The 13,452-nt window shown below is 64.0% G+C and carries 12 protein-coding genes; 4 read left to right on the top strand and 8 right to left on the bottom strand.

From position 1 onward, the window contains the following. Positions 1-22: 22 nt before the first annotated feature. Positions 23-1,606, bottom strand: a complete 1,584-nt coding sequence (locus JFC09_RS04500) for an LCP family protein (RefSeq protein ID WP_198392826.1) — start codon at positions 1,604-1,606, stop codon at positions 23-25. Between the two features lie 208 nt (positions 1,607-1,814). Between JFC09_RS04500 and JFC09_RS04495 the strand changes: the two genes are divergently transcribed. Beyond that, positions 1,815-2,378 (top strand): Dps family protein, encoded by a 564-nt coding sequence (locus JFC09_RS04495; protein WP_198392825.1) that lies wholly within the window; start codon positions 1,815-1,817, stop codon positions 2,376-2,378. Here the strand turns inward: JFC09_RS04495 and JFC09_RS04490 are convergent. The 6 genes from JFC09_RS04490 to JFC09_RS04465 all read right to left on the bottom strand — a co-directional run bounded on the left by JFC09_RS04490 (position 2,347) and on the right by JFC09_RS04465 (position 8,914). After that, positions 2,347-3,582 carry an MFS transporter gene (locus JFC09_RS04490; RefSeq protein ID WP_198392824.1) on the bottom strand — a complete coding sequence of 412 codons (1,236 nt, stop codon included), beginning with the start codon at positions 3,580-3,582 and terminating at the stop codon, positions 2,347-2,349. The two genes, JFC09_RS04495 and JFC09_RS04490, sit on opposite strands and share 32 nt — an antisense overlap. Next, complete coding sequence (locus JFC09_RS04485; RefSeq protein ID WP_198392823.1) at positions 3,579-4,100, bottom strand: O-acetyl-ADP-ribose deacetylase; 522 nt, start codon at positions 4,098-4,100, stop codon at positions 3,579-3,581. Before JFC09_RS04485 ends, JFC09_RS04490 begins: the two co-directional genes overlap by 4 nt. A 160-nt stretch (positions 4,101-4,260) precedes the next feature. Beyond that, positions 4,261-5,187 (bottom strand): ketopantoate reductase family protein, encoded by a 927-nt coding sequence (locus JFC09_RS04480; RefSeq protein WP_198392822.1) that lies wholly within the window; start codon positions 5,185-5,187, stop codon positions 4,261-4,263. A gap of 15 nt (positions 5,188-5,202) precedes the next feature. Further along, positions 5,203-6,390 (bottom strand): mandelate racemase/muconate lactonizing enzyme family protein, encoded by a 1,188-nt coding sequence (locus tag JFC09_RS04475; protein WP_198392821.1) that lies wholly within the window; start codon positions 6,388-6,390, stop codon positions 5,203-5,205. A gap of 81 nt (positions 6,391-6,471) precedes the next feature. Next, entirely contained in the window at positions 6,472-7,818 is a 1,347-nt protein-coding gene (locus JFC09_RS04470) for a 2-hydroxycarboxylate transporter family protein (RefSeq protein WP_198392820.1), read from the bottom strand. A gap of 31 nt (positions 7,819-7,849) precedes the next feature. Further along, positions 7,850-8,914, bottom strand: a complete 1,065-nt coding sequence (locus JFC09_RS04465; protein ID WP_198392819.1) for a tartrate dehydrogenase — start codon at positions 8,912-8,914, stop codon at positions 7,850-7,852. A gap of 218 nt (positions 8,915-9,132) precedes the next feature. On the opposite strand from JFC09_RS04465, the gene JFC09_RS04460 reads away from it, so the two are divergent. Continuing rightward, positions 9,133-10,044 carry a LysR family transcriptional regulator gene (locus JFC09_RS04460; protein WP_198392818.1) on the top strand — a complete coding sequence of 304 codons (912 nt, stop codon included), beginning with the start codon at positions 9,133-9,135 and terminating at the stop codon, positions 10,042-10,044. A 248-nt stretch (positions 10,045-10,292) separates the two neighbouring features. Here JFC09_RS04460 and dapA read toward each other — a convergent pair whose 3' ends face one another. Continuing rightward, entirely contained in the window at positions 10,293-11,219 is a 927-nt protein-coding gene (gene dapA / locus JFC09_RS04455) for a 4-hydroxy-tetrahydrodipicolinate synthase (RefSeq protein WP_198392817.1), read from the bottom strand. A gap of 72 nt (positions 11,220-11,291) precedes the next feature. Here dapA and JFC09_RS04450 point away from each other — a divergent pair, with 72 nt between their 5' ends. Further along, the gene (locus tag JFC09_RS04450) at positions 11,292-12,227 is read left to right on the top strand and encodes a LysR family transcriptional regulator (RefSeq protein WP_198392816.1); all 936 of its coding nucleotides are present in this window, start codon (positions 11,292-11,294) and stop codon (positions 12,225-12,227) included. A 93-nt stretch (positions 12,228-12,320) separates the two neighbouring features. Then, a complete protein-coding gene (locus JFC09_RS04445; protein ID WP_198392815.1) occupies positions 12,321-13,223 on the top strand; it encodes a patatin-like phospholipase family protein in 903 nt (300 codons plus the stop codon). The last annotated feature ends 229 nt before the right edge of the window (positions 13,224-13,452 follow it).

The raw sequence follows: 13,452 nt of genomic DNA, 5'->3' as shown, positions 1-13,452 counted from the left end.
CGTGCTGCGGAGCCGAACGGCTTCAGCCGCACATGTCTCCGGCGGAATCGACCGTCACCTGCGTCCCCTCCTCAGAGGTGTCGTCGGACGGGCTCTCCTCCGCAGCGGATCCGCCCTCATCGGCAGGGACGGCGTCTTCGATGTCGAGTCCCAGTGTGAGCGTCACCCCACTGCTGCCTGCCTCGGTGTCCAGCTGCACATCGAGCCCCAACCGGTCCGCCAGCTGCTCCGCTGTCTGCTGCGCGGTCGCCGAACCGTCGTGGCTGATCGTCGTGGTCTGCTGGGCAGCGGCCGCCGTTCCCGTCTCCGTGACGGTGAATCCCCAACCGTCGGCCAGCTCTTCGATCTGTGCGGCCTTCCCGTTGATCGTCGATCCGTTGATGATCGTGACGGGGGTGTCCGCCGGAGCCTCCGCGGTGCCCTCGGCATCGTCGGGCGACACCGAGGCATCGGTGTCTGCGGCCTCGGCGTCGTCCTCGCCATTCAGAGGGGTGTCGGCACGGAGACGAGTGAAGACCTCGGCGGCCTCATCGGAGGGCACCACCTTGTTCGGGTCCGTCGGGGCCTCCGCCCACGGCATCACCATGAACGAGATGTGGGAGTCGTCGACGCCCGCCGCAGTCGTCGCGAGCGACGTGAGGGCGGACAGGGAGTCGAGCTCCTCGTCGACGGTGAGCGACGATGTCACGGCGTCGAGGAACCCGTAGAGGCGGTCGGGACGCGTGAGCACTTCCGCGCTCTTCGCCCGCTGCACGATCGCGGACATGACGCGCTGCTGGTGGCCCATGCGCGCGATGTCGCTGCCGTCGCCCACCGCGTACCGGGTGCGTGCCAGCGCCAGGGCGTCCGTCCCGTCGACCGTCTGGTCTCCGGCGGGCAGATCGAGCTGCGCCTTGGGGTCCTCCAGGGCCTCCGGCAGGCAGACGGGCAGACCGCCCATCGCGTCGACCATCGTCGCGAAGCCCTCGAAGTTCATCTCGACGAAGTGGTCGATGCGCACGCCGGAGAGGGACTCGACGGCGGACACGGAGCAGCTGGGACCGAAGTTCAGCGCGCTGTTGACCGCGCCGTAGCCGCCGGGAGACGTGCCGGACCCGGTGTCGCCGCACGGCGGCAGGTCCATCATCGTGTCGCGCGGGATCTGCACCGCGTCGATCCGGGACTCATCCGTCGACAGGTGGGCGAGCACCATCGCATCGCTGCGCGCGCCGCCGGCCTCGCCGTAGTCGTCGGCGTCCAGGTCCCGGGTGTCGGACCCGAGGATGAGGATGTTCGTCCCGTGGGTGTTGTCGTTGAGGACCTCCGCCGTCTCATCCGACCGCAGGGGCGAGGAGGAGATGTTCGACTGCAGGCGGCTCACGGCGACGCTTCCCACCACCAGCGAACCGACTGCCACGAGTGCCGCGGCCCCCACCAGGAGCCGCCTCCTGCGGTACTTCGCCTCCATCCGGCGGCGATACCGGCGGGGCCGGGTCTCCTCGGACGGCTGCTCCGCGGGCTGGTGGTCCCGAGGCTGGTGGCGCCCGGGCTGGTGCTGCCCGGACTGATGTGTCCACGGCTGGTGCTGATGTGTCCACGGCTGGTGCTCCCCCGGCGGGGGTTCCACAGGATGGTGCTCCCTAGGCGAGTGCTCCACGCGCTCTCCTCACGGTCGACGGCGCGACTGCACAGTCTAGACACCACAAGACGAGCTGTTGGGGACCGGGGCACCACGACCACAAGGCCCCTTGCCCAGGAGTGATGTGCGGGTTACGTTTGAAAGGACAGATCAGCCCTACTGGGCTGGTCGTCCCAACGGATCAGGAGGACCCCTCATGGCGAAATCAGAGAAGTCGGGAAAGTCAGGCACGAAGGCGGAGACGATGACCGTTCCGCAGCCGGCAGGTCCGGAGACGACACGGCGTGAGAACGCGGAGAAGGGCTTCAAGGCCTCCGCGACGCTCACGAAGAACATGCAGGCGGTGCTCACCGACCTCATCGCCCTGCATCTGGTGGGCAAGCAGGCGCACTGGAACATCGTGGGCCCGAACTTCCGGGACCTTCACCTCAACCTCGACGAGCTCGTCGGGATCGCACGCGCCAATTCGGATGCGATGGCCGAACGCATGCGCGCGCTGCACGCCAGCCCGGACGGCCGCCCGGCCGTCATCGCGAAGAAGACCTCTCTGCCGGAGTTCCCGCACGGCGAGGTCCTCACCCACGACGCGATCGATCAGGTGGTGCGCGCGATCGAGTCGACCGTCAAGACGATCCGCGACGTGCACGACGAGGTCGATGACGAGGATCCGACGAGCGCGGACATGCTCCACGGGTTCCTCGAGGGCCTCGAGCAGCAGTCGTGGTTCATCAGTGCGGAGACTCGCACTCCGTCGTCCTGACCTGCTGTCGCATCCGGCCCGTCCGCCTCGAGCGGGCGGGCCGGACGCATGCGTGCACGGTGGCAAGCGCAGTCGCGACGAGCAGCAGCCCCAGTGAGCTGAAGAGGGCGGCGTGCAGGCCCAGCACCGCCAGCAGTGCGCTCACCCCCATGACACCCAGAGCGCTGGCAGTGCGCAGGTGGGCGAACATCTCCGCCCGGCGGTTCGGCGGTGCCAGTTCGTCGAGGGTGAGTGAGTAGAAGGTGCCGAGCATCGGCAGGAAGAACCCGACGACCCCGGCACCCGCGAGCGTCGAGGCGACGGTGCCGTCGGCCACGACCACCCCGAACCCCGCCGAGGTCGCGGTGAGGAACGCGACGACCTTCCACGGCCTCGGGACCCGGTTGCGCACACTCACCCAGATGCCGCCGGCAACGGAACCGATGCACAGGGCCAGCGCGAACAGGAACGCCCACCCCGGGTCCAGGCCGAACGACAGCGCGAAGGACACGGCGCCCACCTCGATCGCGGCGATCGCCGCCCCACTGGCACCGGCGCACAGCAGCCACAGGAGCACGGCTCCTGACAGCGGCGTGCGGGAGCGGCGCTTCTCCGTCGGGGGCAGTCCGCGCGCCTGTGGAATGGACGGCAGGAGGAGGATGGGGCCTGCACCCAGCACCGTGATGCCGACCATCGCCCACACGGGCGACACCGCGCCCACCACGGAGGCGAGCACGGGTGAGAGCGCGAAGGACACCTCGTTGAGAGTCGCGGCGACACCCAGCGCGCGGGGCAGCCGGCCGGGTGCGACGAGGTGGTTCAGCAGGGTCCGCTGATAGCCGTGCGCGGACCCGTTCACCAGTCCGGCGACGATGACGGCGACGACGAGTGACCAGAACGGTGCGCCCACGGCCGCGAGGACGGTCACGACGGCGAGTGCGAGCGTGCGGACACCGATGAGCAGCCGGAGGTAGTGGACCGCGTTGAACCGGATGCCCGCTCGCGACACCGGCACGGATCCGGCCACCTGCGCGGCGGTCATCGCGAAGACGAGCGCAGCACCGGATTCTGCGGAGCCGTTCAGCGGCAGCGCGATGAGCGCGAACGCGATCGGTGCGGCGGCCTGCGGCACGCTGAAGGAGCCGGAGGAGACCTGCCACCGCAGCAGTCGTGCGCGGGAGAAGGGTGCCTCGGGTGCGGGGGCGAGTGAGCCTTCGGGGCTCACGCCTCCAGCCAGCGGCGGAACGCCTGCTCTGCCTCGTCTCCGAACGGTACGAAGACGACGGTCTCGATGGTCTTGGACACCTCGGCGGCGGTGTCGCGGACAGTCTGGACCGCGATGCGGGCGGCATCGTCCATCGGCCAGCCGTAGACGCCGGCGGAGATCGCCGGGAACGCGACGGAGCGTGCACCCTCCTTCGCAGCGGCGCGCAGGCTCTCCCGATAGCAGGAGGCGAGCGTCTCCGACCGGTCCTCGCTCTTCGCGTAGACCGGCCCCACTGTGTGGACGACCCAGCGGGCGGGCAGGTTCCCGGCCGTCGTCGCGACCGCCTGCCCCGCGGGCAGCCCGTCCGGCAGGCTCGTCTCCCGCAGCGTGCGGCACGCGGCGAGGATCTCCGGCCCACCCGCGCGGTGGATCGCACCGTCGACTCCTCCACCGCCCAACAGGCTGGAGTTCGCGGCATTCACGACCGCGTCGACACGTTCCTTCGTGATGTCACCAGGTCGGATCGAGAGTTCCATGCCTTCACGATACGTGGCGGGGACGCAGCATTCGCCATGCTTGCTGTTTCCTGGACGAGTCCGCCCGAGAGCAGACCGCCAAGCGGCGAACCACTGATAAAAAGCAGCATCAGAGATGAGAAAACCCCTTCCACTGCAATCAGCTAACGGGCTGAGCTGATTACAAGTACGTCTTCTCGCGCGCTCGAATCAGCTCGGATACCGTCGCATTAACGGTCGTGGAAACGCTGGTGCCTTTGGCCGCGGTCACGACAGCTCCGTTGATCGCGTCTACCTCGGACCGACGCTTCTCCAAAGCATCGATGAGCATAGACGGCCGGGCCGCTGAAATTGCAGATCCGAGGCGTCTAATGTGCTCGATCGGATCCCCGACATCAAGGGGCACACCCTTCACTCCCGCCAGCTCGATCGCTTCCTCCCCGCAAGCGCGAGCGACTAGCCACGCGTCTTCATCCTCCAATACCTCACCTATCGTGAGGCCAGTCAGACACGCGGTGCCGGAAAATGTGACGTTCATTATGAACTTCTCCCAAACCATCCGTTCGACATCCTCAAAGAGGCGGACGTTGAATCCGGCTGTACGCCAGATTTTCGCTCCCCGCTCCACTTCGTCAAACGGCAGTTTCCCATACGACCCGAACCTGATGAGTTCCATACCATTGTGGTGAGCTGTGCCAGGTTCCGGCACCGAAGCACCGAACCCACCAACGACTCCGATCGACAGCCGCTCCGCTCCGATTACCCCCGCTACTCGGTCCGGAGACCCGAGGCCATTCTGAATCGTCTGGACCACTGTCCGAGGTCCGATGAGCGGACGTGCATCTCTTGCCGCTTGCTCTACGTCGAACGACTTCGTCGCGATAATCACGAGATCTACAGGACCGATCCCGGCCGAAGTGGCAGATGCGGCAGTAAGTCGCACTGTGCGGTCTCCACTCGCGCCGTGGACCCGCAACCCACGCTCGCGAATCGCTGCGACGTGGTCGTCCCATAAACATATTCCGTATACTATGTGCCCAGCGTCCTGCATAAGTCCGGCGTATACCGAGCCCATGGCGCCCATTCCGACCACTGCGACCGTAGCCATCCGCTTACCTCTTCTTCATTCATCGACGACAGAACCGTCAGCCCGCAGCCGTGTAAGAATGGCCACGCGTTGGGGAGGGAACCCATTAGCAACGCTTTCATCAACACGGGCGCCCAATCCGGCGGTCACCGGCCGGGGAACGTACCCTGCATCAGCTTCGGGAGTCCCAATAACGATGTCACGCTGGGACACGTCCTGACGCCCGTCTCCTGAAGCGGTGTACAGCGCCGTTGCCGGCATTCTGTCATGGTCCGGCATTTCCATGAGGCCGAGGTTTGGCACCGCGAGCGCCACCTGAAGACATGCCGCAGTACTCAGGGGCGATAGCGGGTTGTGGGGAACGACTAGCGATCCGACGGAGTGTGCGACTGCAGCGATTCGCATTGCGCCGGTGATTCCGCCAGCAAGACACACACTGATCCGCGTGTATGCAATCGGCGCACGCGCCAGCAGCATTTGGAACTCTTCCACAGTGTGGAGGCGCTCGCCTGTCGCAATCGGAATTCGCGACCGCTCGGCAACGGAAGCCATAGCATCGAAGTTGTCGGGCCGTATTGGATCTTCGAGGAACAACGGGTCGCACTCAGCAACCTGGTCACTAAACCGCACCGCCTCCGCTGGTGTGAGACGACGATGAAGCTCAACACACAGATCAATCTCACCGTCCGTAGCCTCAGCGATTTGCCTCAGATTATAAGCGGCGTCGCGGACGTACCGCGTCCCCGTGCTTGTCAGCGGTCGAGTTCGGTCGCTGTCAAGAAACGGCGAAAGGTGGCCCACCGCCGTATATCCGCCCGTAGCAGCCGCAGTGCAGTCGTCGATGAGTTCTGGCAAATTCTGACCAGTCACATGCTTGTACACGCGGACAGAATCGCGGCTTGCACCGCCGAGGAGCTCGTAAACTGGCACACTCAGACGCTTCCCCGCAAGATCCCATAGGGCGATGTCAATCGCACTCAGCGCCCCCATGATTGCAGCACCACGGAAGTGGAAGGCACGATACATGTATTCCCAATGGTGAGTGATCCGGCGTGGGTCTTCGCCTACGAGGTACCCAGCGAACGATCGAACTACCTCCGCAGTTGCCTCTTGGAATCCCCACGCACCTGACTCCCCGTATCCCACTAACCCATCGTCAGTCGTGACTTTTACATAGAGAAATCTGTTGATATGAAGGGGTTGCACGGAGGTGATAATCAGCATGGAGGAGTCTTCCTGTTTCTAACGGCATGGAAATTATGATGGTGGAGCCGCACCGCACGTGAGCGCGGACGCCAAGTTAGTTCAGAGGAACAAGGGCGCCAACAGTGACAGCAAGATGAGCATGAGGGCTCCACCCAGGCGAGATGCGATCTGGAGGAACGGCATGAGACCCATTCGATTTGAAGCCCCGAGAACAGCTACGTCGCCAGAACCACCCATATCTGCCATACCGAGCCCCGCACTAATAGAGCTCTCGACGAAGTAGAAGCCGACGAGCCATCCCACGAGCCCGGCTGCCGTTGCCGCCACCAGTACGGTAGTGACAACGATAAGCATGTAAGCGGGGTTCGAGGCGACCTCAATGACTGTGTCGAAATCAATCATGCCAGCACTGATTGAAACGAGAACAGCCGGGACCCACACCGAGGAAATGAAATCGTACCATTGCTCAGCACCGAGGTTCATACTCTCCGGAACGATGTTGGCGATTTTGAGAACCGCGGCGACGATAATGATCCAGACATAAGCGTGGAGGTCTGGAACAAGTCCTGCAATTACCTGTCCGACAACATAGACGCCCACTGTGAGAGTAAGGCCGACACCGAGGTCCTTCAGCGCGAGTGGCGCCACGTCGGAAGCTTTGGAATAGCTGAAGTCTCCGCGTCGGAGCATTCGCCCCTCACCGTTGAACCATGGCTTCTGGATGGTTTTCCCCAAGCCGTTCAGGACACCCGCCATAACAATGCAAACCATATTTCCGACTACGACAGCCGGGGCGAGTTGCTCAAGGAACTGTGCGGCATCCCCACCAGTGACAGAGGCGTAAATCTCCGACATTGGAACCGCGCCAGCAGCCATGCCGCCGCCCATGATGGGGCCGACGACCAACATCATGGCCTTACCGGCGCCAAAACCGGTTAGTTGTCCGATGAGAGCTCCGACACCGAGTGCTGTAACTACCCCTGCTGCGATAGGCGCAAAGAACCGGGCTCCGACATTCACGAGCAACTTGCGGTCCATACCGAGGATTGACCCGACGATGAGCCCAGTTACCACGAGCTCAGAAAACCCAAGTTCATTGTAAAAGTCGTCAGCCAGAGTGGCGAAAGACTCCGGCATGAGGCCCGTGAAAACGATGAGCGCTGGGACGAGGATGCACAATAACGCACCGCCCCCGAACGTATTGAAGACGGGGATTGAATCACCTATAAACTTCAAGGCAAAGCCTAACAGCATTGTCAGCGCCATTCCGCTCACAATATTGATGGGCAGAAGCTCGAAGTAGGCGGCCACCATGACGAGCACCAAGAGAGTGAGGAAGTAGGGCCAGTGAATACCCGCGATCTTTAGCATACCGGGTACTCGAGTCGCGTTGGCGCTCCTATCCTCGACTGAGGGGTCCGTAAAAGTGTCTTTTGGTTGCGTCATTGCAACTCCTCTGAATGGGTCGAGCAGAAATTCAGATTGCTTCGATAATTGCGGTTGCGAGTGTTTCAGTAGTGCCAGTGCCGCCAATATCTGGCGTCGTGACTGCCTCGTCGGCCCCCGCCAAAACGCCCTCGAACGCCTCGGTGATTCGCGTGGCAGCGGCATTGAGCCCGAGGTGATCGAGCATGAGTGCCCCCGACCAAATCTGGGCGATTGGATTCGCGACGCCCTGCCCTGCAATGTCCGGCGCTGAGCCATGCACAGGTTCGAAGAGAGACGGAAAAAGCCTGTCTGGGTTGATGTTCGCGCTAGGCGCGACACCAATCGTGCCTGTACAAGCTGGTCCCAGGTCCGAAAGGATGTCTCCGAAGAGGTTCGATGCCACTACAACGTCGAAAGCGTGGGGGCGCTGCACGAAGTGTGCGGTGAGAATATCGATGTGGAACTGGTCAACAGCGACGTCAGGATAGGCCTTGGCGACTTCCTTGAAACGTTCGTCCCAGAAGGGCATCGTAATGGAGATGCCGTTACTCTTCGTCGCCGACGTGATGTGCTTGCCCCGCTCTAGTGCAACATTGAATGCGTACTCCATCACACGGTCAACGCCGACGCGGGTCATCACCGTCTCCTGGATTGCCATCTCACGGTCCGTGCCATGAAAGAGCCGACCGCCGGCATCCGAATACTCGCCCTCCGTGTTTTCACGGACGACGACGAAGTCGACGTCGCCCGCCTCTCGATACCGCAAGGGCGACTCAATTCCCGGAAGGATCTTGCAAGGACGCATGTTGATGTACTGGTCGAAGACCCTGCGGAACTGCAAAAGGCTTCCCCATAGAGAGACATGATCTGGGACGACTTCGGGCCAGCCGACGGCACCGAAGTAGATCGCGTCGTAGCCACCTAACATCTCGCGCCAGTCTGCGGGGAGCATCGACCGATGCTTTTCGTAGTACTCAGCGCTAGCGAAGTCGAACCAGTCAAATGAAAGCTCGTACCCCTCCGCCTCAGCCGCTTTCTTCACAGCGTCTACACCATGCGGCATGACCTCTTTCCCAATGCCATCTCCGGGAATCACTGCAATCGTCTTGGTCATAACTGCTAAGCCCTCCGTCACTGCGTTCGTTGCATGCTCTGTCTGTGTCAGTCAGATTTGAACGGGACGTTACGGATGCCGAGCAGTCACCCGCAAGAGCATACGGCGCAAGGCCTTTTTGTGGCTACGGCAACGCTGACGGCGTTAGTCTGGCAGGGAGATATCGTGGGTAAAGCGCAGAATGCTGTAGAAGAGTTCCGTCGGCGAGGAGGAACAGCATGACGCAGGGCTCACGAGTAGACGATTTTCGTTTTTTTAGCGCCGTAGCTTCATCTCGAAGCCTCACCGAAGCGGGGCGAACGCTTGGCATGTCTGTGTCCGCAGTCAGTCGACGACTTTCGGCGGTAGAGCACGAACTTGGTGTCAACCTGGTGATTCGCAATCCCCGTTCGCTCGTCCTTACGGCAGAGGGCAAGCAATTAGCCGAAGGGGCGCGGAAGCTCACCGCTGACGCGGATGCACTTGAAGATGGGATCCGACGTGCATCACGAGAAGTCGTAGGTCCCGTGACCGTCCGGTGCACCCTAGGGTTTGGGCGAGAGCACGTGGCACCCGTGATCGCAGACTTCCAAGCGTTGCACCCCGAGGTCTCGGTATTTCTCGAGCTCTCTTCCGAACCTGTCGATCTGTCGACTGCGACGTTCGATCTCATGGTGAGTGTAGGAAAGCCGAAAGATTCCAACCTTACCTACCGGCGGCTAGTTTCGAATCGAAGAGTGATCTGCGCGTCTCCTGAATATGTTGCGCATTACGGTGCCCCTCAGGTGCCAGCCGATCTCCGTGACCACCGTTGCCTTCTCCTAGATCAGCATGACGTGAATTTCAATCGATGGGAGTTCGTCATCGACGGAGCTGTCGAAGGCATGACCGTCGACGGAGACCTGCGTTGCAATGATGGCGACGTTGTCGTCCAGTGGTGCCTTGAAGGGAGAGGGATCATGCTGCGCTCTTTGTGGCAGGTCGCTGACCATTTGACCTCGGGAAGCCTGGTCCAATTGCTTACCGCAGTTCCCACTGTCGATGCCGACGTGTACATCCTGCGCCCGCGCTCGTCGCATTTGTCAGCCCGTGCTCGTGCACTCGCCGAGTACCTCATCTCAGAGGTGCCTCAGCGGATCCTCATCAATTGACTCGCTGGTCTATGGTCACGTTAGGAGTCTTTGCTAATGCTGTGCTTGGCGTGTGGGTTTCGTAGCCGCAGCCACAGGTCTGCGGAATCTCGTGCCTTTCGGTGCGACCATCTCGGCCATGCAAGTTGGCTCGCTATTACCCGGAAGCATGGAGCCGCACGTATACAGGTGAGGTTCATCCATGCTTCCCCACAGTGGAGTGACGATGAGGAAACACCACCGACTGGCAACCGCTCCGCGGCGCCTCCTCAGGCGACGGCCAGGGCAGCCTGCATGTGCGGCAGCACCGCGGTGATGCGGGCGACGTCTTCCGCGGGGCCTTCGACCAGCGGGCGGCGCACCGCGGCGGTCGGGATGATGCCCAGCGCGTGTACGGCGACCTTCGCCTGGATCGCACCCTGGGATGTGCGCATGATCGCCTCCGTCACCGGGACCAGGTCGGTGTGGAGGGCGCGTGCAGTGGCGAGGTCACCGGCGGCGACCGCCTGGATGAGCTGCGCGTTGCGGTCGGCCACCGCGTTGCCGATCACGCTCACGACGCCGGTGGCGCCTGCCGCCAGGTACGGCAGGTTGAGCTCGTCGATGCCGCAGTAGTAGGCCAGATCCGTCGCGGCCATGACGTTCATCGCCTCGAAGAGGTCGCCCTTCGCGTCCTTCACGGCGCGGATCCGCGGGTGCTGCGCCAGATCCAGGAGGGTGGCCGCTTCGAACGGTGTGCCCGTCCGCCCCGGGATGTCGTAGAGCATCACCGGCAGCATCGTCGCATCCGCCACATCCGTGCAGTGGGCGATGACCCCGGCCTGCGTGGGGCGCGAGTAGTAGGGGGTGACCAGCAGCAGCCCGTCCGCCCCGGCGTCCTCCGCCAGGCGAGCACGGGCAACAGTCTCCGCGGTGTCGTACGTGCCGATCCCCACGGTGATCTTCGCGCGGCCCGCCACCGTCGTCTTCACGAGAGTGACGAGTTCGGTGAGCTCCGCTTCCGTGAGCGTGGGCGCCTCGCCCGAGGTCCCGGCCACCACAATGCCGTCACACCCCGTCGCGACCAGATGCTCCGCCAGCTTCACGATCCCAGGCTTGGAGAGGGTCCCGTCGGTCTCCATGGGTGTGACCATGGCGACCATGTTGGTCCCGAAGCACTGGACAGGTGAAGGCAGAGAAGGCAGAGCAGGTGTCATGCTCTTATCCTCGCGCCCACTGATCGCGTAGTCCAGCAATGCTTTCTCAACACTATTCCGTAGGATTGCTTCATGATCGATGTGAACGCTCTGCGGGCCCTGCATTCGGTGGCCACGCACGGAACACTCGCCCGCTCTGCCGAGGAACTGGGGTTCACGGCCTCGGCGGTCTCCCAGCAGATCAAGCGACTGGAACGACAGTTGGGGACCCCGGTGCTGGCCCCTGCCGGCAGGGGCGTCGTCCTCACACCGGCGGGTCAGGCGGTCGTAGACTTCTCCCCCGACGTCTTCCAGTCCCTGGAGCGCTGCATCCAGGCCGCACGGTCCGTGGCGGAAGGCGCTCCCCGCGGCACGGTGCACGTCACCGCGTTCTCCACCGCGATCCGCGGGCTGGTCGCACCGATGCTGCCCGCGCTGAAGGAGGCGTGCCCGGAACTCACCCTCCGGCTGACGGAGCAGGACCCGGACCAGGCGCTCCAGAGCCTGGACGCGGGGAACGCGGATCTGGCGCTCGTCCACGACGCCGACGGCCTGCCGCTCGACATTCCGGACACCATGTCCCGCGAACGCGTGCACGGCGACGTGGGCGACGTCATCATGCCGGCCGACCACTCGCTGGCACACCTGGGCCGACCGCTCACGAACAACGACTTCGACGGCTGCGCGTGGGTGACCAGCCCACCCGGCACCGTGTGCCACCAGTGGTTCTGGCGGGTCTTCGCGGACTCCTCGTCCAGCCCGGACGTCGTCCACCTCGTCGACGACTTCGCCTCCCAGATGTCGCTGGTCGACGGGGGCGACGTGCTGGCGCTCATGCCGCGCCTGGCCAGGCCACCCATGCGGGAGGGGCTGGTGTCCGTTCCACTGCGCAGGCCGCCTCGGCGGGATGTGCAGGCGGTGTGGCGGACCAGCGCAGATGCGAGCCCCGCACTGCGCGCTGTCCTCACCCACCTCGTCGCGATCGCGCAGCCGAACGGTGACGGGCAGCCGGCGGGAGAGGGCAGGTAGCGGGCACGACGCCAGCGGCGGACGGCGGGCCCGCAGCGGTCCGGGACCGGCAGCCAGAGTGCGTCAGCCGGTCGCCTGACTAGGATGGCGCACATGACGACTGCGGGCGGGAGAACACGGATCGGCGACACCGCGCTCATCTTCGAAGGCGGCGGGATGCGAGCCTCCCTCACCAGCGGCATGGTCGTCACCCTCCTGGAGCAGGGCCTGGCGTTCGACTGGGTCGCGGGCATCAGCGCGGGCGCCTCGAACTCCGTGAACTACCTGTCGCACGACGCCCGCAGGGCCCGCCGCTCCTTCGTCGAATTCGCCGCCGATGAGCAGTTCGGCGGTCTGCGCTCCTTCGTCCGCGGGCAGGGCATGTTCAACGCGGAGTACATCTACCAGCGCGCCGGCGGTCCCGGTGAAGCGCTGCCGTTCGACTGGGAGGCGTTCCGTTCTGACCCGGGCGATCTGCGCATCATCGCGTTCGACGCCGAATCCGGCGAGGACGTCGTCTGGTCGAAATCCGACCTGCCCCACATGGAGGACCTCATGGTCCGCGTGCGGGCGTCCTCGACGATGCCGGGCCTCATGCCGCCGGTCCACCTGGACGGCCACGTCTACGTCGACGGGGCGATGGGTGAAGACGGCGGCATCGCGATCAGTCAGGCGCAGGCCGAGGGCTTCGAGAAGTTCGTCATCGTCCTCACCCAGGAGCGCTCCTACCGGAAAGCGCCCCAGCGGTTTCCCGCGGTCTACCGCGGGGTCTTCCGCCGCTATCCCGCACTGGGAGACGCCCTGCTGACCAGGTGGAAGCGCTACAACGACACACGGGAACGCATCTTCGCGCTCGAGGCGGAGGGCCGTGCCCACGTCTTCGCGCCGGACATCATGCCGGTGGACAACGGCACCCGCGACCTGTCCCGCCTGGCCGCAGCCCATCGCATGGGGCTGTCGCAGGCGCGGCGTGAGCTGCCCGCGCTGCGGGAGTTCGTGGGCCTGCCCACGCCCTGACCGCGCGCATCCGCTCACGCGTGCCGTCTGTATGGGTCTGCTAACACACCTATCGCTAAACGCCGCAGATGCGGGCCCAGCATCCCCGCAGCACGGCTAATGCGCCAGAGAACTGCGGTTCACTTATACTCATCCGCCCAAAATGAACCGCAGTTCCCAGTCAAGTTTGCTTAGCCGGCTCTTCGTAATTGAGGGTGTAGACCCAGGTGCCGGGGATCCGCCCGTGTCG

Source organism: Brevibacterium yomogidense (genome assembly GCF_016107685.1).
Classification (GTDB): domain Bacteria; phylum Actinomycetota; class Actinomycetes; order Actinomycetales; family Brevibacteriaceae; genus Brevibacterium; species Brevibacterium yomogidense.
The sequence above is the reverse complement of the archived record's forward strand: the minus strand, read 5'-3'. Positions and strand labels throughout refer to the sequence as shown.